22 protein-coding genes are annotated in these 22,639 nt (G+C 40.7%); 6 read left to right on the forward strand and 16 right to left on the reverse strand.

Features of this window, described 5'->3' with window-relative positions; all coding sequences use genetic code 11:
- Positions 1-4: 4 nt before the first annotated feature.
- Positions 5-1,528 (forward strand): PAS domain-containing sensor histidine kinase, encoded by a 1,524-nt coding sequence (locus tag SAR02S_RS09610; protein WP_041959166.1) that lies wholly within the window; start codon positions 5-7, stop codon positions 1,526-1,528.
- Entirely contained in the window at positions 1,521-2,807 is a 1,287-nt protein-coding gene (locus tag SAR02S_RS09615) for a response regulator transcription factor (RefSeq protein ID WP_041959168.1), read from the forward strand. Before SAR02S_RS09610 ends, SAR02S_RS09615 begins: the two co-directional genes overlap by 8 nt.
- A 203-nt stretch (positions 2,808-3,010) precedes the next feature.
- On the opposite strand, the gene SAR02S_RS09620 is transcribed toward SAR02S_RS09615, so the two are convergent.
- The 5 genes from SAR02S_RS09620 to dnaG all read right to left on the reverse strand — a co-directional run bounded on the left by SAR02S_RS09620 (position 3,011) and on the right by dnaG (position 7,685).
- Positions 3,011-4,018 (reverse strand): GGDEF domain-containing protein, encoded by a 1,008-nt coding sequence (locus tag SAR02S_RS09620; RefSeq protein ID WP_041959170.1) that lies wholly within the window; start codon positions 4,016-4,018, stop codon positions 3,011-3,013.
- Positions 4,019-4,020: 2 nt separating this feature from the next.
- Positions 4,021-4,617: a chemotaxis protein CheC gene (locus tag SAR02S_RS09625; protein WP_041959450.1), complete on the reverse strand. Its 597-nt coding sequence runs from the start codon at positions 4,615-4,617 to the stop codon at positions 4,021-4,023.
- Between the two features lie 3 nt (positions 4,618-4,620).
- A complete protein-coding gene (locus tag SAR02S_RS09630; RefSeq protein ID WP_041959172.1) occupies positions 4,621-5,001 on the reverse strand; it encodes a response regulator in 381 nt (126 codons plus the stop codon).
- 61 nt (positions 5,002-5,062) lie between these two features.
- Positions 5,063-6,046: an argininosuccinate synthase domain-containing protein gene (locus SAR02S_RS09635; RefSeq protein ID WP_041959175.1), complete on the reverse strand. Its 984-nt coding sequence runs from the start codon at positions 6,044-6,046 to the stop codon at positions 5,063-5,065.
- Complete coding sequence (gene dnaG / locus SAR02S_RS09640) at positions 6,024-7,685, reverse strand: DNA primase (RefSeq protein WP_041959177.1); 1,662 nt, start codon at positions 7,683-7,685, stop codon at positions 6,024-6,026. The genes SAR02S_RS09635 and dnaG overlap by 23 nt, the downstream gene beginning before the upstream one ends.
- Before the next feature lie 67 nt (positions 7,686-7,752).
- On the opposite strand from dnaG, the gene SAR02S_RS09645 reads away from it, so the two are divergent.
- From SAR02S_RS09645 to aroC, 4 genes are all read left to right on the forward strand, one after another.
- Positions 7,753-8,799, forward strand: coding sequence for a tetratricopeptide repeat protein (locus SAR02S_RS09645; RefSeq protein ID WP_041959451.1), 1,047 nt, complete (start codon positions 7,753-7,755; stop codon positions 8,797-8,799).
- Complete coding sequence (rnhA, locus tag SAR02S_RS09650; RefSeq protein ID WP_041959178.1) at positions 8,774-9,199, forward strand: ribonuclease HI; 426 nt, start codon at positions 8,774-8,776, stop codon at positions 9,197-9,199. The genes SAR02S_RS09645 and rnhA overlap by 26 nt, the downstream gene beginning before the upstream one ends.
- A gap of 104 nt (positions 9,200-9,303) precedes the next feature.
- Entirely contained in the window at positions 9,304-9,987 is a 684-nt protein-coding gene (gene rnc, locus SAR02S_RS09655; RefSeq protein ID WP_041959179.1) for a ribonuclease III, read from the forward strand.
- Complete coding sequence (gene aroC, locus SAR02S_RS09660) at positions 9,984-11,063, forward strand: chorismate synthase (protein WP_041959180.1); 1,080 nt, start codon at positions 9,984-9,986, stop codon at positions 11,061-11,063. Before rnc ends, aroC begins: the two co-directional genes overlap by 4 nt.
- A 44-nt stretch (positions 11,064-11,107) precedes the next feature.
- Here the strand turns inward: aroC and feoB are convergent, their stop codons facing one another.
- From feoB to rnhB, 11 genes are all read right to left on the reverse strand, one after another.
- Positions 11,108-13,294, reverse strand: a complete 2,187-nt coding sequence (feoB, locus tag SAR02S_RS09665) for a ferrous iron transport protein B (RefSeq protein WP_041959181.1) — start codon at positions 13,292-13,294, stop codon at positions 11,108-11,110.
- The gene (locus tag SAR02S_RS09670) at positions 13,294-13,518 is read right to left on the reverse strand and encodes a FeoA family protein (RefSeq protein ID WP_041959182.1); all 225 of its coding nucleotides are present in this window, start codon (positions 13,516-13,518) and stop codon (positions 13,294-13,296) included. Before SAR02S_RS09670 ends, feoB begins: the two co-directional genes overlap by 1 nt.
- A 140-nt stretch (positions 13,519-13,658) precedes the next feature.
- A complete protein-coding gene (locus SAR02S_RS09675) occupies positions 13,659-14,156 on the reverse strand; it encodes a TlpA family protein disulfide reductase (RefSeq protein WP_041959183.1) in 498 nt (165 codons plus the stop codon).
- Positions 14,156-14,641 carry a peroxiredoxin family protein gene (locus tag SAR02S_RS09680; protein ID WP_041959184.1) on the reverse strand — a complete coding sequence of 162 codons (486 nt, stop codon included), beginning with the start codon at positions 14,639-14,641 and terminating at the stop codon, positions 14,156-14,158. Before SAR02S_RS09680 ends, SAR02S_RS09675 begins: the two co-directional genes overlap by 1 nt.
- Positions 14,634-15,296, reverse strand: a complete 663-nt coding sequence (locus SAR02S_RS09685; protein WP_041959185.1) for an ABC transporter ATP-binding protein — start codon at positions 15,294-15,296, stop codon at positions 14,634-14,636. The genes SAR02S_RS09680 and SAR02S_RS09685 overlap by 8 nt, the downstream gene beginning before the upstream one ends.
- Positions 15,297-15,302: 6 nt before the next feature.
- A complete protein-coding gene (locus SAR02S_RS09690) occupies positions 15,303-16,466 on the reverse strand; it encodes an ABC transporter permease (protein ID WP_041959186.1) in 1,164 nt (387 codons plus the stop codon).
- Positions 16,453-17,727 (reverse strand): ABC transporter permease, encoded by a 1,275-nt coding sequence (locus tag SAR02S_RS09695; protein WP_041959453.1) that lies wholly within the window; start codon positions 17,725-17,727, stop codon positions 16,453-16,455. The genes SAR02S_RS09690 and SAR02S_RS09695 overlap by 14 nt, the downstream gene beginning before the upstream one ends.
- Complete coding sequence (locus SAR02S_RS09700; RefSeq protein ID WP_041959455.1) at positions 17,727-19,139, reverse strand: Fe-S-containing protein; 1,413 nt, start codon at positions 19,137-19,139, stop codon at positions 17,727-17,729. The genes SAR02S_RS09695 and SAR02S_RS09700 overlap by 1 nt, the downstream gene beginning before the upstream one ends.
- 111 nt (positions 19,140-19,250) lie before the next feature.
- A complete protein-coding gene (locus tag SAR02S_RS09705; RefSeq protein ID WP_041959187.1) occupies positions 19,251-19,784 on the reverse strand; it encodes an iron transporter in 534 nt (177 codons plus the stop codon).
- 52 nt (positions 19,785-19,836) lie between these two features.
- A complete protein-coding gene (locus tag SAR02S_RS09710; protein ID WP_041959188.1) occupies positions 19,837-21,753 on the reverse strand; it encodes an FTR1 family iron permease in 1,917 nt (638 codons plus the stop codon).
- A 229-nt stretch (positions 21,754-21,982) separates the two neighbouring features.
- Positions 21,983-22,531 carry a ribonuclease HII gene (rnhB, locus tag SAR02S_RS09715; protein ID WP_041959189.1) on the reverse strand — a complete coding sequence of 183 codons (549 nt, stop codon included), beginning with the start codon at positions 22,529-22,531 and terminating at the stop codon, positions 21,983-21,985.
- Positions 22,532-22,639: the final 108 nt, after the last annotated feature.

The raw sequence follows: 22,639 nt of genomic DNA on the forward strand, positions 1-22,639 counted from the left end.
GGTAATGGCGGAGCACTATTTTTATCAACCACGTTCTATTTCTGTTCTTTTAATTGGCGAAATGGCCTATGATGCAACCTTTGTCGCTGCTGCTCGGATGTTGTGTAACCGTTTACATGTAAGCATTGTGCCTTATGCTATCGCCAAGATCATGTCAGAAGAAAAAATAGACCTTATTTTTGGATCACTCTCGTGTGCCAATGAAAGCGTTTACCTACCAGCACTACAGCAAGTTCGTTTCCATTACCCTATGGTACAAATGATTCTTTTTTTACAAACCGATAATCTTTTAATGCTGGATGAAATTTTAGCACTCAAGTGTGATCGCTACCTCAGTATGAAAAGTGAGCGATGGGCTGCGCTTGATCATTTTAGGTTGAGCATCAAAACGCTCAGCGATGATATTTATCTTGCAGAGCGACACTATTTTCAAAAATTGATTGATTTTGCGATAGTTTCTCAAACCGATGTGAATGGTAATATCACGTATGTTAATGATAATTTCATCAAGGTAACAGGCTATAGTTTTGAAGAGTTGATGGGGCAAAATCATCGTATTATCAAACATCCAAGTACTCCTATCGATGTGTTCGAAGGGATGTGGGGTACTATTACCAAAGGGGATGTCTGGAGAGCACACATTATCAATCGGAACAAAGATGGTAGCGATTTCTGGGCGGAGACGATTATTATTCCTTTTAGGGATGAAAACAGTGGAAAAATTCTTCAGTATCTTGCCATTCGTCATGATATCACTGAATTTTTACAAAAAGAACGTGCTGCCAATGAAATTAAGCGTAAAGCAAAAGAGCAAGAAGAGCTTGCTGAAGCTAAGGATGCTTTTTTAATTCTCTTTACGCATGAGCTCAAAACACCGCTTAATGCTATTTTGAATTTTGCGCAGTATCTTTACAAGCATATGCCACACATCGATGAAGTACCAAAAGCGAAGCGCCTTTACCTTTTGGAGCAGATTTACAAAAGTGCTTCTTCCATGTTGGAAAATGTTACCAATATTTTAGATTTGGGGAAGTTGCGCCATCAAAAACTGCATTATAATTTAACACTTTTTAATGTCAAAGAGAGCATTTTAGATGTCATTGAAAAGCATGCCTCTTTGGCCTTAGAACATAAACGTACGATGCTGTTTCAAAGCGATGGGAACGACCCATTCCTCACGAGTGATGAATATCGTTTTAAGCAAATTCTCTCTAATATTGTCTCCAATGCGATCAAATATGGTCACACTCTTGTCGAGATTTTTCTAATCTCGGATAGTGAAAAGATTGAAATTATTGTGCAAGATGACGGTCGCGGAATCAGAGATAAAGAAGAAGTATTCGAGCTGTATACCCAAAGCTCGTCAGGTCCTAGTGGCATTGAAAAGAAAGGTACAGGCATTGGGCTTCATTTTGTAAAATTACTCTGTGAAGGGCTAAATTTAGAGTATAAGATTGAAGATTCATCGACTCTTGGTGGGGCAAAATTTATTTTAACGAAACGATTAAAGGAGCAAAAAAATGTATAAAGTATTGATTGTTGATGATAATGACAACAACAGGCTCACACTCAACCTTTTACTCGAAGAGGTTGACGATATCGAAATTTATGAGGCTGAAGACGGGCAAGTTGCAGTAGAAATGTGTGTTAAAAACCATTTTGATCTGATTTTTATGGATATTATGATGCCAAACCTTGATGGGTTTGAGGCAACCAAATATATTAAACAAGTCAATAAAAAGAGCATGATTATTGCATTAAGTGCCCTAGATGATGATGCTTCAAAGCACAAAATGCTCTCCTTAGGCGCGGAAGATTATCTGACAAAACCTTTGAACTCTGATCACTTTTTACAACGTATTAGACAGTATTTGCGCATTATTTCATTGCGTAATCAACAGATTCATAAATTTCCTAAAGCACTTAATCCGTTTAATGCCCATGTTTTTCATCGAAGCATCATGTTTCGTATTGAAGATGAAGAAGCCTTGGCACAATATTGGGACTATTGGCTTAATGGCGAGAAAAATATTATCAATCTGAGTGACTGCGTACGCCTTATCTATGGGTTTAGTTTATGGCTTTTAAAACATGAGTATGAGTGTAGCATTGTGGTGGAAGAGAGTGAAGAAAAACTTTATATGATGCTTTTACATGTAAAGCCACTTCGCAGCAATATTGTCAAAAATATCTTACTCAAACATTTTGCGAATGCAAAGTATATTCTCTCCAACGATATGCTGACTTTCCAACTTGATAAAGAGATTAAACATGATAATGGCAGTGTGGAAGTAAGTGATGAAGCAAAGAAAATTCTCTCAAAAACACATGACAATGTTCTGAGCGCCGTGGATTACATTAACGCTACAGCTATCTCTTTCCTTTCTAAAATTGATGGTCTTGAGATGATTAATGATGAAACCGATAAAGCGATCTTAGTCTTTGAAAAAGAGCCAACAAAACGTAATCTTATAGTGATTTATGAAAATTTCCAAGAGTATGCGACCATTTTAGAAGAGTTAATGGATTTTGAACATTTAGGCTTTGCTGTTCAAACACTGATTAATTTCTTAGGTACACTTACTGAAGAGCAGTTTGATCCTGAAAAATCCAAACGCCTCTCCGCAATGTTGCTCAACCTTTTACATGATCTTGCATCTTGGAGGGAAAATGTCTTTATTACCCAAGTGGCTCGGGATATACACTACCTCGACTCGTCGCTTTTAAGCTCGTGCATTCAAATAGAAGCTATTTTTGAAGAGAAGAATTTGGATGTTAACCATGACGATGATATAGAGTTCTTTTGATTTTGATAGAGTTCTTGCAGAACTCTTGACACGTTTTTAAAGCAAAGCTCTAAAACTACGTTAACACTAGGTTTTCCTCGGCGGAATGCCCACGCACCCTTGGTGCTTTTAGTTTTTGTAAAGTTGCTTTTAGAAAAACTATAATAAAAAAGCTCATGCCCTTTTCTTAAGGTGCATGAGCGCAGATTCTTAATTTATTTTGATTAGTGGTGAATTTTATACGTATTGCGACCTTCGGCTTTTGCAACATAAAGTGCAAGGTCGGCATTTTTAATAAGTTGGTTAAAATCTGTTCCATGATGAGGGAAGATGCTGATGCCAATACTGGTGGTCACATTAAGATCAAGGTTGCGAACTCTCATAGGTTGTTGTATTGCTTTGATAAGTTTTGAAGCAATGTATTCTAAGTTTTTTTCTTCTTCAATATCATCCACTAAGATAATAAACTCATCGCCTCCAAAACGAGCGACAGTATCACTTTTTCGTGTGGCAAGAAGCAATGTTTTAGCGACATGAATCAAAATCATATCTCCAACATCATGTCCAAGGGAATCGTTAATCTCTTTAAAATTATCCAAGTCTAAAAAGAGCACACCAAATTTTTTACCACTGTTTTGATTTTTTTCAATTAAAAGGTGAAGTCTTTGGTTGAGCAATGTACGATTGGCCAAAGAGGTCAGGTGGTCATAATGGGCTTGTTTGTAAATCATATCTTGTTGTTTAATCAGTTTGTTTTTGGCTGTTTCAAGTTTTTTAATGGTTGCATTAGCCACTTTTATGGCACGTGCTAAATCTTCACTCTCTTTATTGCATCTGGCTTTTTCTTCCATAAGGCTGGTTTGGTCGTAAATAAGTACGGTGACCTGTTTTTGCTCAAGGCTATAAGGAATGATTGTTATATCTTGTTGCATAAACTCAAAGATCGATTTGGTTGTAATAGAGTTTTTTATAGGAAACAAATAGTGGTTAGAATCTGCGGTAAAAAATGAAGGTCCATTCAAGGTAAGCGCTGTTTTAATATGGCGCTTCAGTGATTTGAGGCGCTCTGAATTTAATTCAAACAAAGAGAGTAGATTTGTTCCTATAACTTTTTCCGCATCAACGTCACAATGTACAGCACACCATTTGTTCACGTAGTGGATATTAAGATCAGCATCGATGGTTAAAATACCCACATGAATTGAATCAATAATTTTTTCGCAATTTATCATGACTATAGCTTATCAATCGTACGTTTGAGATGTTCAAGCATCTCGTTGTTGAGAAGAATAAACATGTGCCCTAGGATATTCTCTTTTTCAATATCCAGTGCTGTTTTAATGATGATAACATTATCATATCCTTCAATCTTGTCGTACTTATCCATTTCAGAAATTTCACGCTTTTCGATGGATGGAACTTTAAAAATAGTCTCTCCATGAATAATCTCACAAAATTTGCCAATACACGCAGATGTAATAATATTTGTGAGTTCCATAATAGACGATTTAATATCTCCCTCATCTGTTACCTCTTGTTTAAGCAGAAGGTTACAAAAAGCACGCGCGGAGTAGCTGTTAAATACAAAGAGAACTTCACCATTAAAAGAGCCTAAAAAGCGTTGTTTAGTGAGGTAAAACTCATACTCTTCTTCCAAGACTTCAATGATTTTATCGTCTAAACTGTGGATATCAATGCTTGAAATCTCAGGAATATGCAGTTTGGCGTGATTATCGAGCATATCGCCAATTAAAGAAGCGGATAGTCCAAAAGAGACATTAATCAGCTCCTTTAAAACATCTTCTTGTTGCGAGTTAAAATAGTGTTTCATCATTTAAAATACCAACTTTAAAAGGGTTGTACGGAATTCTTGTTCGTCTATAGGTTTTGAGATGATCGCAGAAGCGCCAAGGGCTAAAACTTTCTCTTTAGTCGTTTTTTGACGATCGGCAGAGATCATAACCACGAGTGCCTCAGGGTTGATAGCGCGAATACGCTCTAAGGCTTCAAAGCCATCAACAATGGGCATAGTGATGTCTAAAAAGACAACATCAGGTCTATGTTGATCATAAAGCGCAATAGCCTCTTCACCATTGCACCCTTCAATAATTTCAGCATTTTCAACGATTTTTTTTGGGATCATCTCAATAAGCCATTTGCGTGATATTTTTGAATCGTCAACGACTAAAAAAATCATTTTGTTCGATAAGCTCATCTCATAATCCTCATAATTTTAATTCTTTAGCATTAATGGTACAAAAAATATCTTTAAAAAACTATATAAGATATTTTTTAGCTTCTTCTTTACTGTTATACGGTGATGCATGGATGACTTTTTCACCAATGTTTAAAGTATAACTTTGCGTTGGAAGTGCTTTGGTAAAACTTAAAATGATACGACAAGCTTCTGCTTCATCCATGCTAGAGGCATTTTTTGAAAGTAAGGAGCTAGGCGCATTCATATCATCGCCTACTTGTACAAGGACAAGTTTAGGGTTATTTAAAGTGTCAATGATGTCATTCTCTTTTTCATTACGTCCAACCACAAGTTTTGCACCCTCTGGAAGTCTGAAATGCCTCCCATTTTTAAGGACTTCAATGTCATCTTTCGAAAATGTATCGTGTGCCACAAAATCACGTAAACGGATACTAAATTGGACATCTGTAAGGAGACATCCACCTGCGGGTGTTGGATAATCTTCCCAGCCTAACTCTTTGGCAAGAGCGAGCTGTGCATTACGACCACGACCGTTAAAGCCACGAAGCTTGCTTCGATCAACCCATCCTTCACGTTCAGGCTTTGTCTCTTCCATCACAAGGGCGCATAGAGGACGAAGAATCAAATCTTCATCAATGTCATTGGCTATTTTTTTCACCAATCTTAGGGCATCTTTGTTTTGGCTCATAGGACGCTGACCAACGACTTCACCCGTAGCAATAAACGAAGCGCCATAGCGAGGCAATAGCGATTTTGCAACACTAAACATCAAACCATGACAGTCAATGCACGGGTTGAACTGTTTGCCATAGCCATATTTTGGGCTAAAGAGCACCTCTTGCAGATATTGATCGCGGATATCGATGACTTCAAGTGTAGCACCAGCGATACTTGCGCGTCTTTTGAGGGTATCGTAGTTGTCTTCTTTGACACCAAAACCAATGTTAATATGCAGGGCAATGACGTCAATGCCCTGATCACTTAAAAGTTTCATTGCGAGCATGCTATCAAGCCCGCCACTATAGAGTACTAATGCTTTCATACGGAACCAATTCACCTTGTTTTAATTTCATCATTTTTTCTTGAATTTTACGGATCAAAAACTGTTTTTTATCGTAACTCAACTCTTTTGCCATTCTAATTTCTTGGAACTTTTCGTTGTAGTAGTGGTATAAAAATGCGACCATCGAAGCAATCAATGATTTTTCATCGTACACTTTGATGTCTTCCCATAGTGAAATGCGTCTAAGCTTAGGATGTTCAAATTGATTGTCCAAAAGAAGCGAAAACTCTTCTTGGTGGGTTTTGAACATGGAACTATCGATGGTATCGAGTACCGTATCTATAAGACTGGGTTCACTTAAAATCGTTTTGATGATCGTAAGTTCCAGCATATCTTCAAAGGCACGCTCTTTTTTATCGAGTCTTTGTGGCTTATGATGGCTTTGGATTTTCACCAAATTGTGGTGCAGTCCCAGTTTTTCTGAGAGCATGCCTGTATAGCTCTCTTGGACGGCTTGTGGCAGTATTTTGAGGTATGTCATCGCTTCCGTGAGTGCTTGCTGCTTTGCCAAGGGGTCTTTGAGATTATACTTTTTAACCATACGCTCTAGCGCAAACTCGATGAAAGGCTGAGGCGTTCTAAAGAGGTGGTTGAGGGCGTCAATAAGATTATTTTGAACCATATCCGCAGGGTCCATGCCTCCACTAAAAAGAACAACGCCTCCTTTAATGCCGTGTGTGCTGAGTAACATAGAGGCTTTAAGCGCAGCGTTAATGCCTGCATCATCACCATCATACGCGACGATTACTTCAGGATCACCCCTCGTGATGAGTGGAATATGCTCGTTGGTAAGGGCAGTACCAAGCGTCGCCACGGCATGCGTAAATCCCGCTTGATGCAGCATAATGACATCAAGGTAGCCTTCGGTGATGATGATGGTTTTTTGTTTGTAAATAGCCTCTTTGGCGAGCTGATAGCCATACAGCAGTTGTGATTTATTAAAGTGTTTGGTTTGCGGCGAGTTAACATATTTGGCAGGATGGTTTGAGAGCGTTCGTCCGCCAAAACCAACGAGTCTGTTGCTTGGTGAATAGATGGGAAAAGTGACGCGTTCGATAAAACGTGCATAAGGGTTGTTGTTTTCCCCGATGCCTGCAACGCCATACTCCATGCTTTCGCTCATGGCATACCCACGTGAACTCAAAAAATCCAAGGTTGCAAAAGAGGCGGGTGCATAACCAATTTCAAATTTTTCAACAGACGCTTCAGAAATGCCGCGTTGGATTAAATACTGTTTTGCCGAAGGATTATTGTCGAGCTGTTTAACGTAAAAAAGATTCAGCGTCTCCATCAACTTTCGATCTTCTTTTTTAATGCCATCGTTGGTGGTATAGGAGAGTGAAAAATTGACCATGTTTGCTAGTTTTTCGATCGTCTCAGGGTAAGAGAGTTTTTCATACTCCATCACAAATTTAATGCTATCCCCGCCAGCGCCACAGGCAAAACAGTGGTAAATTTGCTTTGATGGACTCACCACAAGGCTAGGGCTTGTATCGTTGTGAAAAGGGCACACGCACTTATAGTTAGCACCATTTTTTTTAAGCTCTAAGTAAGAGCCTACGACATCGACAATATCAAGACGTTGTTTGAGGTTTTCTATGGACGATTTATCTATCATAGTCATATTATATCAAGTTTGGTATAATAGACTTCTTTTTCAAACTTCACAGATGAGGGTTTACATTTTGGATAATTTTTTTATAGCATACCGCGATCCGCTTTTTGGCGTCATTATCTTGTTTGCGATTGTTTTTGTGATCTCTTTTTCAAACTATTGGTGGGGTGTTTTTAAGAACAAAGAAGAGAAACAAAGTATTGATAAGTTTGTCAAAAAATTTGAAATTGTCACCGATGAAAACGAGTATAAAAAACTTTTAGAAGATGCTTCGATTCCTTTAGAATCGTTAGCCTTACTTGCACATGCATATGCTAAAAGTGGGGATTATGAAAAAGCGATCAACATTTACCTTGTGACGCTCAAACGTGTGAAGGGCAAAGATGAGAAACAGTACTTACTCTCAACTTTAGGAAAAACCTACTTTAAAGCGGGCTTTTTACGTCGAAGTTCCGAAGTCTTTTTGGAGTCATTACGCCTGCATCCACGAAACACAGAGTCTCTCAAATATTTGACGGTAGCGTATGAGCAACTTCAAGAGTATGTGAAAGCAGAAGAAGTACTCGATTCGCTCGAAGAACTTGGGGCGAAAGTAAACGTACAGAGAACCTATCTCAAAGCACTGGAAACACTGAAAGAGAACAATCTTAAAGAGAGTCAGAAAGTTGAAAAATTTTTAGAGCTCAGTAAAAACGCACCTTTTTTAAAGCGAAAATTGTTTGAATATATGCAAGAAAATGGCATCAAAATTGAGCCTTCTTTTTTTGAAACTTTGTCCTTTGACACCATGATAGATCTTTTGTGGTATGTCGACCCCATGGTGTATGATATTCTTACATGTAAAGATCCTCTTGTACAGCAAATAGCGATGGCACGGGGTTTAACGCCTTATGCTGAGCAAGAGAGTGAAGCTCCTTTTGCGCTCGATGTTTTGGGGAAACTTCAAAGCATCGGTTACGACAAAGCGAGTCTTGGCTTTGAATACCTTTGCCGTGAATGCAAACAAGTTTTCCCGATTCATTTTTACAGATGTCCTCATTGCCAAAGCATCAATAGCGTAACAATTCAAACCACACTTACTAAAGCATACGATGAAGAAAATATCTCTTTTCTGTGATGGCTCTTCCTTAGGAAATCCTGGGGCTGGGGGCTATTGCGCGATTTTACGTTTTGGGAATGTGGAGAAGATCGTGAGTGGTGGAATGGCAAATGCCACCAATAACCAGATGGAACTTCTTGCGGTCATTGAAGGGCTTTCCGCTCTTAAAGAGCCATGCGATATTACCCTTATTAGCGATTCGAGTTATGTTATCAAAGGCATTAATGAGTGGTTAGAAGGGTGGAAGCGAAAAGATTTTGCCAAAGTGAAAAACCCAGAAATGTGGCAACGTTATGTGGAAGTCTCAAAAAACCATAAAGTACATGGCATTTGGGTTAGAGGGCATGATGGACACGTGGAGAATGAGATGTGCGATAAGATCGCTAAAGAAGAAGCAACCAAAATAAAAATAAGTTAACAGACTTTTCTGCCTAGCAAGAGGCTAGCTTTAGCGCCCTAGTGGCTAACGTAGCTTTTAGGCTTTGCCTAAACAGCGTTGTAAAAATAACATAAGGAAAGATAATGCAAAAAAGATTAGAGGCGTTACAGAAGCGTTTGGGTTATCAGTTTAAAGAGCAAGACCTGATAATCGAGGCACTTACGCACAAAAGTTCAAAACAACCCTACAACAATGAGCGCTTGGAGTTTTTAGGTGACGCGGTACTGGATCTCATCGTTGGTGAGTACCTTTACCATGAATTCACTGAAGTAGCGGAAGGTGAACTCTCCAAACTTCGCGCTTCCCTTGTCAATGAAAAAAGCTTTGAAAAGCTTGCACGACTGCTGCATTTGGGCGAGTACATCTACATTTCACTCGCGGAAGAGAATAACAATGGCAGAGAAAAACCTTCTTTACTCTCCAACGCATTTGAAGCAATTATGGGCGCACTTTACCTTGAAGCAGGACTTGAAAAGGCTAGAGCTTTGGCCATTGCTCTTTTGGAAGAGGCGTATCCTAAAATCGATATGGATGCCATTTTTAGAGATCACAAAACGACCTTGCAAGAGCTCACACAAGCGCATTTTGGGATGACGCCAGAGTACCGCTTGGTGCGCTCTTTTGGACCCGATCATAAAAAAGAGTTTGAGATAGCCGTTTCCGTGCGCGGTCGTGACCTCTCGGTTGCCAGTGGTAAAAGTAAAAAAGAGGCGCAACAAAAAGCGGCGATGTTGGCATTGGAAATTTTGAAAAAAGAGATCAGATGAGCAGTAACACCTTTGGTAAAAAATTTAGCTTTACAACTTTTGGCGAGTCGCATGGACGTGCAATTGGCTGTGTGGTCGATGGTGTACCAGCAGGTTTAGCGATCGATGAAACGTTTATTCAAAGTGAGTTAGATAGGCGAAAACCGGGTCAAAATAAATTTGCAACCGCGCGCAAAGAGGGCGATAAGATCGAGATTTTAAGCGGTGTGTTTGAAGGTCTTAGTACGGGTACGCCTATTGCTATGGTTATTTTCAACGAGAACCAAAAAAGCGGTGACTACGACAGTGTGAAAGACCTTTTTCGTCCAGGGCATGCAGACTTTACCTACTTTCACAAATACGGCATCAGGGATTACCGAGGCGGTGGACGTAGTAGTGCAAGAGAAACAGCGGCGCGTGTAGCGGCAGGTGCTATCGCAAAGTTACTTCTGAACTCTTTACATGTAAAGGTTCAAAGTGGTATTTGCGCGATTGGTGGCATTGAAGCCAAAAGCTATGATTTTGAGCGTGTGGCAAAGAGTGAGATTTACGCACTGGATGGAAACGTCGAAGAGGTGCAAAAAGAGGCTATTTTAGAAGCTAAAAATGCGCATGATTCTGTAGGTGGTGTGGCTCTGGTACAAGTTGTAGGAGCACCCGCAGGACTGGGTGAGCCGATCTATTATAAACTGGATGCTCTTTTGGCAGAAGCTATGATGGGCATAAATGGTGTTAAAGGGATTGAAATCGGTGAAGGCTTTCATGCTTCAGCGCTCAAAGGCTCCCAAAATAACGATGCGATTACCAAAGAAGGTTTTACAACCAATCACAGTGGTGGAATTTTGGGCGGCATGAGCAATGGCGATACCATTACATGTAAAGTCTATTTTAAACCGACACCGTCTATTTTTATCGCTCAAGAGACGATCGATAAAGAGGGAAATGCGCTTACATGTAATCTCAAAGGAAGGCATGACCCTTGCATCGCTGTACGCGGCAGTGTTGTTGCTGAGTCAATGGCAGCGCTCGTCATTGCTGATCTGCTTCTTTTGAATCTTGGATCAAATATGGAACAGCTTAAACGTATTTACATGTAATGTTTACAAGAAGAGGTGTGGCTACAAAAGTGTAGCCACATTTTTTAGGTAAAGAGTAAAACAACTCGGTAGGTAATGAACGCTAGCACCCATGCTGTTGCAAAGGTAAAGATGACCAAATAAACGGTATATCGTGCTTCTTCTGCCTCTTTGGCAAAAACGGCTGTTGCTGCAAGGCATGGCAGATAGACCATAACAAAAACGATAAACGCCATAGCTGATGGGAAGCTGATGTTGTCTGTAATGATGGCGCGAAGTGAGGTGTCATCTTCACTGACTTTGTCTCCTAAAGAGTAAAGCACACCCAGTGTGGAAACAATAACCTCTTTGGCCGCAAGTCCGCTAAACGTTGCTACGCTCATTTTCCAGTCGAAGCCAAGTGGTGCAAAGGCAGGCTCAATCGTTTTACCGATCATACCAAGGTAGGTATGCTCCATTAATTTCTCGCGTTTTTCATTTTCTAAGGCTTGAATAGCATCTTCAACAGAAGCGCTTTTATCTTCGCCAACAGCTTCAGTAGCCTCTTTTTGAGTCTCTTCGAGAACACTTTGCTCTTCATTTACAGAGGGTTGGAGCGCTTCGATTTTTGTGGTGTATTCTTCTTCAATGAGTATGTTTTTTGGGTATGAGCTGATAAACCAGATAAGCATTGACGCCATTAAAATGAACGTTCCCGCTTTTTTAACATACATGATTGACTTCGCATAGACTACAAACCATAGAAGTTTTAAGCTTGGAAGGCGATATTTTGGCATCTCCATAACGAAAGGTTCATCTTCACCTTTGAACGCACTTACACGAAGAATTTTAGCTGCTATGAGACCCAAGAGCGCACCTGAGATGTAAATGCCAAAGAGAACATTGCCTGCCATATCTTCTTCAAAAAAAGCACCCGCAAAAAGAACATACACAGGAAGGCGTGCTCCACAACTCATGAAACCGATGACAAACATCGTGAGTAAACGGTCTTTTTTGTTTTTAAGCGTACGTGCTGCCATGTAGGCGGGAACAGAACAGCCAAAACCTGTAACAAGGGGTACAAAGCTTTTACCGTGAAGCCCAAACTTGTGAAAAAAGCCATCAAGCAAGAAGGCAGCGCGAGACATATATCCCGTCGTTTCTAAAAGGGCAATTCCCAAGAAAAGAATCATAATGTTAGGTAAGAACATCACAACACTTCCAACACCGGTGATGATTCCATCCACTATCAGTGATTTAAGCGCTTCATTACCTATGGTACTTCCGACTGTTTCACCCAACCAACCAAAACTCGCTTCAATCCAGTCCATAGGGATTTGCCCCAGTGTAAACGTCAGTTGGAACAGTCCCCACATCAAGAAGATAAAAATAGGAAGACCAAAGAGCTTATGAATTAAAAGGGTGTCAATTTTTTGAGTAATATTTTTATTTTTTGTTTGAGTGACACTTAGTACTTCTGCACATAAACCTGCTGCAAAAGAGCTATGTTGGCGGTTGATAACTTCTTCAATCTCATCGGTTTGTGCGTACATGTAAATATGGCCAAGCGCGTTATTGAGAATGGGGTGTAACTCGATGTACAACGGTTGCTCATGCATTAATGCATAGATTTCTTTTTTCTGCCACAAAAGACCAACAGCTATTTGACGGTTTGTAAGAGAATCTGCTTTAAAATGTTTATCATCTAAAAAGCATACGATAGTTTGGAGTTGTTCTTCGACTTCATTGCTATAAATCAATTTTGGTGCAATGAGAGGGTTTTTGGTTACATGTAAAATCTGATTGACGAGTAAATCAATATTTATTTTTAGTTTAGAGGATACGCGAATACAAGGAATTGAAAGGATTTTGCTCATTATTTCAGTCTGGACGATCATGCCTTCTTTGATTGCCTCATCGTCCATATTTAAAGCGATTACCATCTTTTTTTGAAGTTCCATAAGCTCTGTGGTCAGCATAAGGTTACGTTCTAAATTTGTGGAGTCTATAACATTTAAAATAAGGTCATATTCCCCTGTGAGTAAAAAGTCTTTAGTCACTTTTTCATCCGCTGAAAAATCTTCTAAGGAATAAAGACCGGGGAGATCAATAAATTCAATCGCAAATCCTTCAGTACTGAGATGTGCGGTTGCTTTCTCAACGGTGACACCTGCAAAATTTCCAATTTTAAGGTTGGAGCCGCTGATAGCATTGGCAAGATGGCTTTTACCGACATTGGGTTGACCTACAAGTGCAATAACAATTTTTTTCACTACTTAGCCTCCACTTCGATCATTTTTGCCTCATCAAAGCGAAGTGCTACTGAACTAAAACCTAGAGCTACTTTAAGGGTGTTTTTTTGAAGGCTTGTTTCAACGACTTCAACCTCTTTCCCGACACTTAAGCCCAATGATAATAGACGTTTTTTCAGTATGTGTTGCGCATGAATCTGTTTTATGAATGCTTTTTGATTTTTATTGATTTGCGATAAATCCATAAGTATTCCTTTCTTAATCTCATAACATAAGCGATATTATATATGCTACTTCCTTTTATCTAAATAAAAACGATTATTAAAATTGAATATGAAATGGAGATGCTTTTTTGCAGTTTTTAATGTGAGTTATCGTTAAAAGGCTAGTTGGGAAGTATCGTTTTAGCAGTCTCTTCCAAAAGTGATTTGGGTACAAGCCCTAAAAAACGTTTCATCTCTTTGCCATCCTCTGAGAAAAAAGCAAACAGAGGAACGCCGTAAACACCGCCCACTGCTTTGCTAAAATATTCACTCGATTGGGGCTCTGAGATCACTTTAAAGGTCACGTTGTACTTTTTTAAAAAGGTGATGTCATCATCGCTGCGTGAACTTCCTCCTAAAATACCGATAACCTCTATTTGACCTTGATACTTCTGCGCCAATTCATTCAGGTAAGGGATTGCCTCTTTGCAGGCACCACACGTTTTGGTAAAAAAAAAGAGCAGGTAGGGTTTTTCATAGGAGAGCTTTAGACGAGCTTCTTTAGGGGTAAACGTACTTTGAATGGGCTTACTCTCACCAATGATGATGTGATTTTTTTGCGTGAGATTTTCACCACATCCGCTTAGAAATAAGATCAGAACCCATCCAAAGTAACGCATTAGAGATACTTCATAATGATTTTTTGAGCTTCCTTCCATGGCAGTTCACCATGGATGACCTCTTTTAAAACACCTTGATTGTCAATCAAAAACATAATCGGCACCGAGCGTACATTGTAACGTTTTGCGGTAATATCAATATCATCTTTTAAAAGTGGATAGTGAAATTTTGACTGGGCTTCAAAAGCGGCAATATCTTTGTTTTCATTGAGTGAATTCACCGCAATAATGGCTAATTTATCGGGATATTGCTCTTGTAATTGATCTAACAGTGGCATTGCTTCGGTACACGATGCACATCCCATCATCCAAAAGCGAAGCACAATGACTTTGCCAGCATAATTTGATAGCGTAACAGGATCACCACTGAGTGTTTTAGCCGAGAGTTCAGGTGCCTGTGCATTCATTTTGGCTTTTTGAGGGACTGCTGAGCAGGCATTGAAAAGCAGTGCAAAAAGTAGTAGTGTTAAAACAGATTTACGCATGAGGTATCTCCTCCATTTTGCCATGGCGAAGGTTGATAATGCGATCCGCATAGCGCCCCAATTCTGGGTTATGCGTAATTAAAATGATCGTTTTGCCTTCTTCTCTTAAACGGCAAAAAAGATCGAGGATAACTTTTTCATTTTGTTCATCCAAATTGCCCGTTGGTTCATCGGCAAGGAGAATTTCAGGGTCGTTAATGAGTGAACGAGCGATACACAAGCGTTGTTGTTCCCCTCCTGAAAGCTCGGAAGGACGGTGCGTTAAACGGTGTGAGAGTCCTACTTTTTCAAGCGCTGCTTTGGCATCCTCTTCATCCACACTGCTGTGGTAGTACTGCGCGAGCATGATATTTTCAAGCGCACTGAGGTAGGGAATGAGGTGAAATTGTTGAAAGATAAGCCCCACTTTTTCACGTCTGATAACCAGTTTTTGAGCCTCGTCTAAAGAACCCGCATCTATGCCACCTAAGAGGTACTCACCGTTTGAGGGTGCATCCATCAACGAGAGAATGTTCAGAAGCGTTGTTTTTCCAGAACCCGACGGCCCCATGATGCTGATCCACTCGCCTTTGTGTACACAGAGGTTGATGCCCTCTAATGCGATCACGTCGCCAAATTTTTTTTCAATGTTTTTAAGTTCTAATACAGATGTCATAAAGAATTATTCTCCTCTTAAAATAGTAGCCACAGGCAAGTTCAATGAACGCTTGATGGGAAAGTATGCGGCAATGGCTGCAAACAGCAGCGATAAAATGGTTGCAATCGGAATCGATAAAAAACGAAAATCAATGCCAGAGCCAAAGATAACCGTGCCAAAAAATTGGGATAAAAAGAAGCCTAAAAATGCCCCTAACACCGAAGCAAGCAGGGTCATCAAAAAGGTTTCAGTGCCAAAAAGCGTGGCAACATTGCGTTTGGATGCTCCAAGAGCGCGAAGTAGGGCGATCTCTTTGGTGCGTGAAAAGATAATGGAGCTGAGCGTGGTATTGACACACATGGAGGTGATGAGCAGTACTGTAAAAGCCACCAATGCCATTAAGAATTTGATCTTATCTAAGATCAGACCCTCTGAGAGTGAGATACGCGCAAGAGGTTTGGCGCTGAAACTGCCTACTTTGGAAAGCTCTGAACTAATCGCATTGATCTGATCAAAATCACCCAAGATCACTGCTTCAACCAGATGGATTTGCCCCGCTTTGCCTAAAACTTTTTGCGCCAAAGGAAGAGAGACAAAAAGAAGTCCATCTTCTTTATCGCCACTGGAGACAATCCCTTTGATGCGAATGGTTGTGGAAAAGCCACTCTGCTCATTGACCAAATTGATGCTTGAGCCCACTTTGAGCTCCATCTTTTTTGCCAGATCGACTCCGACAAGGGCATTGCGTTCGTCAAAATCAACGTTGATGTAGGTTCCTTGTACGACCTCTAAAAAAGGTTTAGCTACTTTCATTCCTGCAAAGTCAACACCTGCCATCACGGCATCACCCAGACTTAAACGAACCGTTCCAAAGAGGTACGGGGAAGCACCTAAAAGGGAGCCTTTTGGGATTACATGTAAAGACTTTTCATAATCGCTTTGATCGAAGAAAAGGGATTTTTCAACCGATTGCGGCGTGAAAAGCACATTCGCACCATACGCCTTCAGCTCTTTGCGCATTTTAGAGTCGATGTCCAGATAGACATTAACAAAAGCACCCGTTACGCACGCCCCCAGCATGATGGAGATAAAAATGATGAGGGTACGATCGTAACTGAAACGAAGGCTTTTAAATACCGAACGAAGTAAAAAAGTACTGCGTGAGGATTGTTTTTTATTTGCGACCATAAAGCACCTCCGCAGGTAAAAGATCAATTACACGGCGCATTGGAAGCAGTGAGCCCACAAACGCGATAATCAGCGCAAAACTAATGGTGAGAGGTAAAATAATCCATGAAATTTCAACCGCATGCCCAAAGATACTGAGTGCGATGAGCATCGAAAGCCCATACCCTACAAGTGCTCCAACCGTTCCAGCGATGAGGGCGACACTGAGCGATTCTGCGATGAAAAGCGCGTAGATCGCAAGATTACTTGCTCCGAGCGCCTTTAACAGCCCGATCTCTTTTTTGCGACGGTGAATCTCCGATGCCATCAATGAAGCGATGCCAATGGATGCTGCAATCAGTGCGATGATGCTGACCATTCCCATCAGCGATTGGATTTTTTTCACGACTTTGCTTTCGCCATCACTCACTTTCATCAGTGCCTTTGCCGTAGCACCTTTGTACTCTTCTTCGATTTGGTAGGCTATCGAGCTGACATAGGCGGTGCAGTACCAATGATCATACTCTAATGTGTCCAGTTCTGCAGGGTTACGTTTGGCTTTCATCGAGAGGTCATCCTCTGGAACGGTGAGGGCTGAGACTTCCACACGGGATATTTTTTCAGGTTTACCTAGCAGCGTTTGTGCCAAAGCCATGGACATCATGATCTTGCCTTCCACCTCTTGTGCACCTTTTAAAATACCCTTTACATGTAAAGATTTATCTGCAAGCATAACCGTGTCGCCAACCGCGATGTGGTGCTCTTTGGCGAGAGTTTCACCGACTAAAATATTTGCTTCCGTATCATCCTCTATCCACGCTCCCTCAACACTCCAAAACGGGTAGAGTGACTTGACGCCAATGCGGTAGTTTGGCTCATCCGCAATGGGGAGATTTTTATCAAAATAAGTGCCTACTATGGCAACAGGTATCGACTCTTTTGACCACGCTACTTTCCCTTCTAAAAAAGGAGCATACGCGGCGATGTTATTGCGCCAGAATACCTCTTTGATTTTGGGAAGTTTGCTCTCATCCAAGTAAGCATCCTCTTGCAAAGGCTTAAAGGTTTTGCCTTCGATCTCCATACTCAGTGCGCCACCTTTGGGCAATACAATGATATTGGAGCCATAACTGCGAAGTTCAAGTGCGACCTTGTCGCCAATGCCAAGCGTAATGTTGAGCATTGAAGCGACCAGCATGGAGGCTAAAAAGATGGTCAAAAAGGCGAGCATCTTTTGGGTTTTATTGCCCCAGAGGGCGCTTTTAAGGAGTTTGTATTCCATCATCTGCTAACCTCTCCTAACGCTTGGTAGCCTTGTGCTCTCCAGTGAGATTCACTGGCAGTACCCACGTAACGTTCAGGATTTTCTTTAAATTTTTCATACGTATCGCTGTTTTCAAAGTAGTAGGTTTTTCCACCAAAAACATACGTTTTAGGAGCTTTGAGATTAATCAATTTGGCACCACTGACGGGATCACTTACACTTTTTTCCACGACCTCTGAGAAGTAGTTCACCCCTTTGAGAATCGTCTCTAGCTTGATGGTGATCTCTTTGCCATCAAATTCATATGGAAAAGGAATAGGGTTACATCCACCTTCTTTACCAACAGATGGAATAAAAATACGCACATTGCACGAGATACAAATGAGCTCATCTCCTTTTTTAACATAGCCCATATCGCCACAAATCATGCACGCGTCAAAAACGGCAACTGGCGCGTCTTTCTCTTTGTAACGGTTAAGCAGAAAGAAGCGAATCTTATTGCCCTCATCTGTGATGTAGGCAAAACGGTGTAGGTCGTTGTCGCGTAACAGCTCCATTGGAATTTTAAATTCGCCATTCTCTGGCTCTAAAATCGTAGGTGTCGAAATGGTTGGCGGACGTGAAGTGACAAGATCGTAATAGAGTATAAATGTACTCATCACTAGCACGATAAGGATATTACATGTAAAGACTTTTTGCAGATGCGCCCTCGTAGCACGAATGCGTCTAGAAGCGATAACACCCACATCTTCTTTACGCTCTTTTTGCGGTTGTTGACGTAGAAAAAGAGCGCTTAAGACAATGACGATGGCAAGGTAAACGTAGGTGAAAAATGAGGAGTAATGCAACACTTTGGCAACGGCTGAGAGAAGCCATGTTGAGGTTGGAAGCACACCTAAACGCATCAAGGCAATGCCAAGTTCCCCACAAATATCTAATAGCAAAAAGAGGGTGCTCAGGGTAATGGCGGAGTTTCGAACTCTAGGGCTGAGTGTTTCATTGACCTTTGTCATTAACCAGAAAAGTAGTAGGAGCAAACAGGCGCTCAAAATTACAATGCCCAAAGAGACGATGGAAAGCGTGTCTAAAAGCGCACCCTTCAGCAATGGAAAATCACGGCTAAGCGTGCCGTATTCTATACCAAAAGAGATCGCAAGCAGTGCCATGAGCGCCAGTTTAACGCTTTTAAAGGGGAGCAGACACACAGCCCAGCCCAGAAGCAATAAAACGACGATAACACCGTTGGCATAGAGTTTAAGTGTGGTGTCCCAGAGATAGAGATTGGCGAATTCAAAGAGTCCAATACCTATCCAAATACCGATAAAAGAGGCTAAAAAAGAGGTTTTGAGGCTGATGTGTTTGTTCCATAAAGCACTCAAAAGTGTAAAGCCCAGTAATGCTTGCATCACGTGGATAAAATAAATCGACATTGCATCGTGTCCTTCAACAAAAAACTTGCGTCTCTTTTCGTTTACATGTAAAAAAAAGAGACACAAATTTTGGGTAGAAAAAGAAGAGCGCAAAGGCTCTTCTTAGGGTTTTTAGTCTTTAATACCGGTGTATTTAAATTTGTATGTCGTTGTGAACGGTTCAAACCATTTACCAACACCTGATGCTGCATCAGCATGTCTTCCAAAACCTTGTTTTGAAGGATTGTCGATGGTAAATTTCAGTTCGTAGTTACCAACACCCAACATTTTCACGTTTGCACCGTAGTGAGGACCATCGGCTGCAACCATTGGCATAAATGTACCTTTTTTGCTTTTGCCAGTATCGAGGTTTTTAAGCTCATAACTCACGCTCAAATAAGGAACCCATTCACCTGCTGCAAAACCGTTGGTATTACCTTCCGTTGCGCTGATATCTGCTTCAAGATGCACATCAGCTTGTGAAGGTGCTAGGTCGATACCTTTTGGCTCCATATCGATCGGTTTAAGGTACACAGCGGCTACGGTCATGTGATTCATCACGACCTCTTCACCAATTGGGTACTCTTTCATCTCAGCCTCTGCGGCATGGGCTAACATAACGGCTACGCTCAGCGCTAATACTGATTTTGCCAACATTTTTAACATAGTTCCTCCTTAGAAAATTTAGATCTCAAAATCGTTCTCCTTTTTTTGAGATTCAAGCTTTTTTCGCTTGAATCATGATGTATAATGAACCCACAATCAGCCCAATGATAAGCACTGCTTGGGGAATAAGGCTTTGCATGTATGGGTAAATTCCAAGCCACGTTAGTGTTGGAAAGCCCTCAATCAGGGCTGGTTGAAACACTTTGCCTTCCACCAGTTCCATAATACCTTTGCCAGTAAAGACGATTGCCATGTAAAAAATGATCGCACTGGTAATCATGAAAAAAGGCTTAATTGGAATCCTGATCGCTCCCGCTTTGAGGAGGAAAAAGAGGATGATAAGTGCAATGACGCCCGCGCCAAAACCTGCGGCTAACATGCTGTACCCAAGCGGAGTTTTTGCATCAAAAATGAGTGCTTGATAGAACAGTACCGTCTCCGCACCTTCACGGTAAACCGCTAAAAAGACGGTAAACCAGAGTGCCCTAATTGAGCCAGAACTCAGTGATTCCGAGACTTTTTCCGCAATGTAATGACTCCATTTTTTCGCATGCGCATTGGAGAGAAGCCAGAAGCCCACGTAGTACAGCAGTCCAACGGCGACGAGCATTGTCACACCTTCTAGCATTTCGCGTGATTCTCCTGGATTTTGGAAGATCAAATTCATCACAAAAGCGGTCACAAAGCTAAGTACAATCGCACTCCATAAAGCACTGTAAACGATGTTAAGGCGTGTTGCATTGCCACTTTTGATCAAGTAGGCAATGACGGCGGTGACAACGATGAGTGCTTCAATGCCTTCGCGTAAAATGATGATCAAAGAGTAGAGGAATTGACTCCATGGTGAATCCGAACCCGAGAGCTTTTCAGCTCCACTTGCAACTTGCGTGTTGAGTGAATCCATCTCGCTTAACACACTTTCAGGTGTGCTTTGGTTTTTCATCAGCGCTACGATTTTGCTGAAGGAGCCTTCGATGCTCGTTTTAAGAGTGCTATCAACAGCGCCAATTTTGACTTCCATCCCGCTGGCTTCAAAGATGTCAAAATAAGAATTTTGAACCAGTTGCATCGCTTTTTTAGCATCGCCTGCACTGTAGAGTTTGTGTGCTTCTAAAAGTTTTGCTTTGAGATTTGCCATGACAGGCGTGAAGTCTTCTTTGACCGCTTCTTGAGCCTCTTCTTTAACAGTCACAACCGCTAATTTAGCAGCATCTGTTGGTAGTTCAAGCATTGAGTGCCAGATGTTACTCTTCAAACGATCCAACTCCTCTTTGAGTTCCTCTTTTGTGTGAATCTCTTCATCCACAGCGCGAATGACACGCCCCATCTCTTGCTGAATTTGGCTATCGCGCCATTTGGAAATGTATTTACGTACCGCTGTTTCAATCATACCGTTACGATATTCTTCAAATTTAGCAGAAGTAATGAGAAATTTTGTCTCTTCTTTATCGCCTTTTTCGAAAGCATTTAAGGCTTTTGCGTATTTGGTTTCGATTTGCTTGTAGAGTGTTTTCCATTTGATATCTAATGTAGGCTCGGGTGTTTGTTCTACAGCTTTTAGATGACTATCATCGCCCTTTTCACCAATGAGGCGTGTACCTTTTTCAAGTTTAGGAAGTACTTCTGCCATTTCAGATGCGAGATTGTCCATAACGGCTTTGATTTCAGCAACCGATGCACCATCATTAATCAGCTTGCGAATCGATACAAATTCTGCTTCCATCGCATACGATTTTTTACCCGATACATTAATACGAATAGGACCTTCAAGATTTTCAAAAAGCTCAAAATAAGCACTTTGTGCTACTTGTTTTGCCTCTTCTTGCGCTCCTTTTTCGTACAGAGCTAAACTCTCTTTAAAGGTTTGATTAATTCTATTTATAATATCAGCATAATTTGTTGTTGCCGCCGAAAAAAGTAGGGAGGGGAGAAAGCCTAGCAAAAATAAGCAAAGCATTTTATACTTCATTGAGTTACCTTTTTGTTTATTCGAGGATTATCTAAAACTGTTTAAGTATTTATAATTGATAATCGTAATCGAATAATAGTACTCTATTCCTTTTATATAAATAAAAATCATTATTAAATTAAATTTGTGTTAAATAAAATAGCAAAAAAGAAGAAAATTGAAATAAATGTTTAAAAAGTGTGTATGGATCTTGTACTAAAGGTAGCTCAAGAGTTCTTGCAGAACTCTATTAAAAAAGAGAAGGTTGTGTGAGGGATTTGAGTTTGAAAGATCTTCGGTGAATTTCGCAGTATCCAAACGCTTTGATCTTTTCTACATGTAAAGCACTTCCATAGCCTTTGTGCTTTTCAAATTCGTAGTGTGGATAAGTGGAAGCAATCTCGTACATATAGCGGTCACGGCTTACTTTGGCTAAGATACTCGCTGCACTCACTTCAGGAACTTTGGCATCCGCTTTAATCATGGTGGTAATGCCAGATACACCAAAGTTACAATTGCCATCCATTAAAATATCATGTCCCTCAAAATGTGTCTTAATGGTTTCTATGGCGTACCTAAGGCATGCGCTGAGACCTTTTGCGTCAACCATGGCATGATCGCAAAAGACGATTTTGAACTCTGATTTGCTTTGAAGTATCTCAAAAAAAGCTTCACGTTGTTTTTCGCTCAGTTGTTTGGAATCATTAAGACCTAGAACAGGTTCTTTTAAAATAGCGCCTGCAACGACCAAAGGTCCTGCTAAACAACCACGTCCTGCTTCATCAATACCACATAACATCCAAACTCCTTCAAACATCTTTACATGTAAACGAAGTTTAGTGTAGATTTGCTAAAATAGTAGACTTCTTTCCTAGCCCATTGAAAAAAGAGTATCGCTTATAGCACA

It is taken from the genome of Sulfurospirillum arsenophilum NBRC 109478 (genome assembly GCF_000813345.1).
GTDB lineage: Bacteria > Campylobacterota > Campylobacteria > Campylobacterales > Sulfurospirillaceae > Sulfurospirillum > Sulfurospirillum arsenophilum.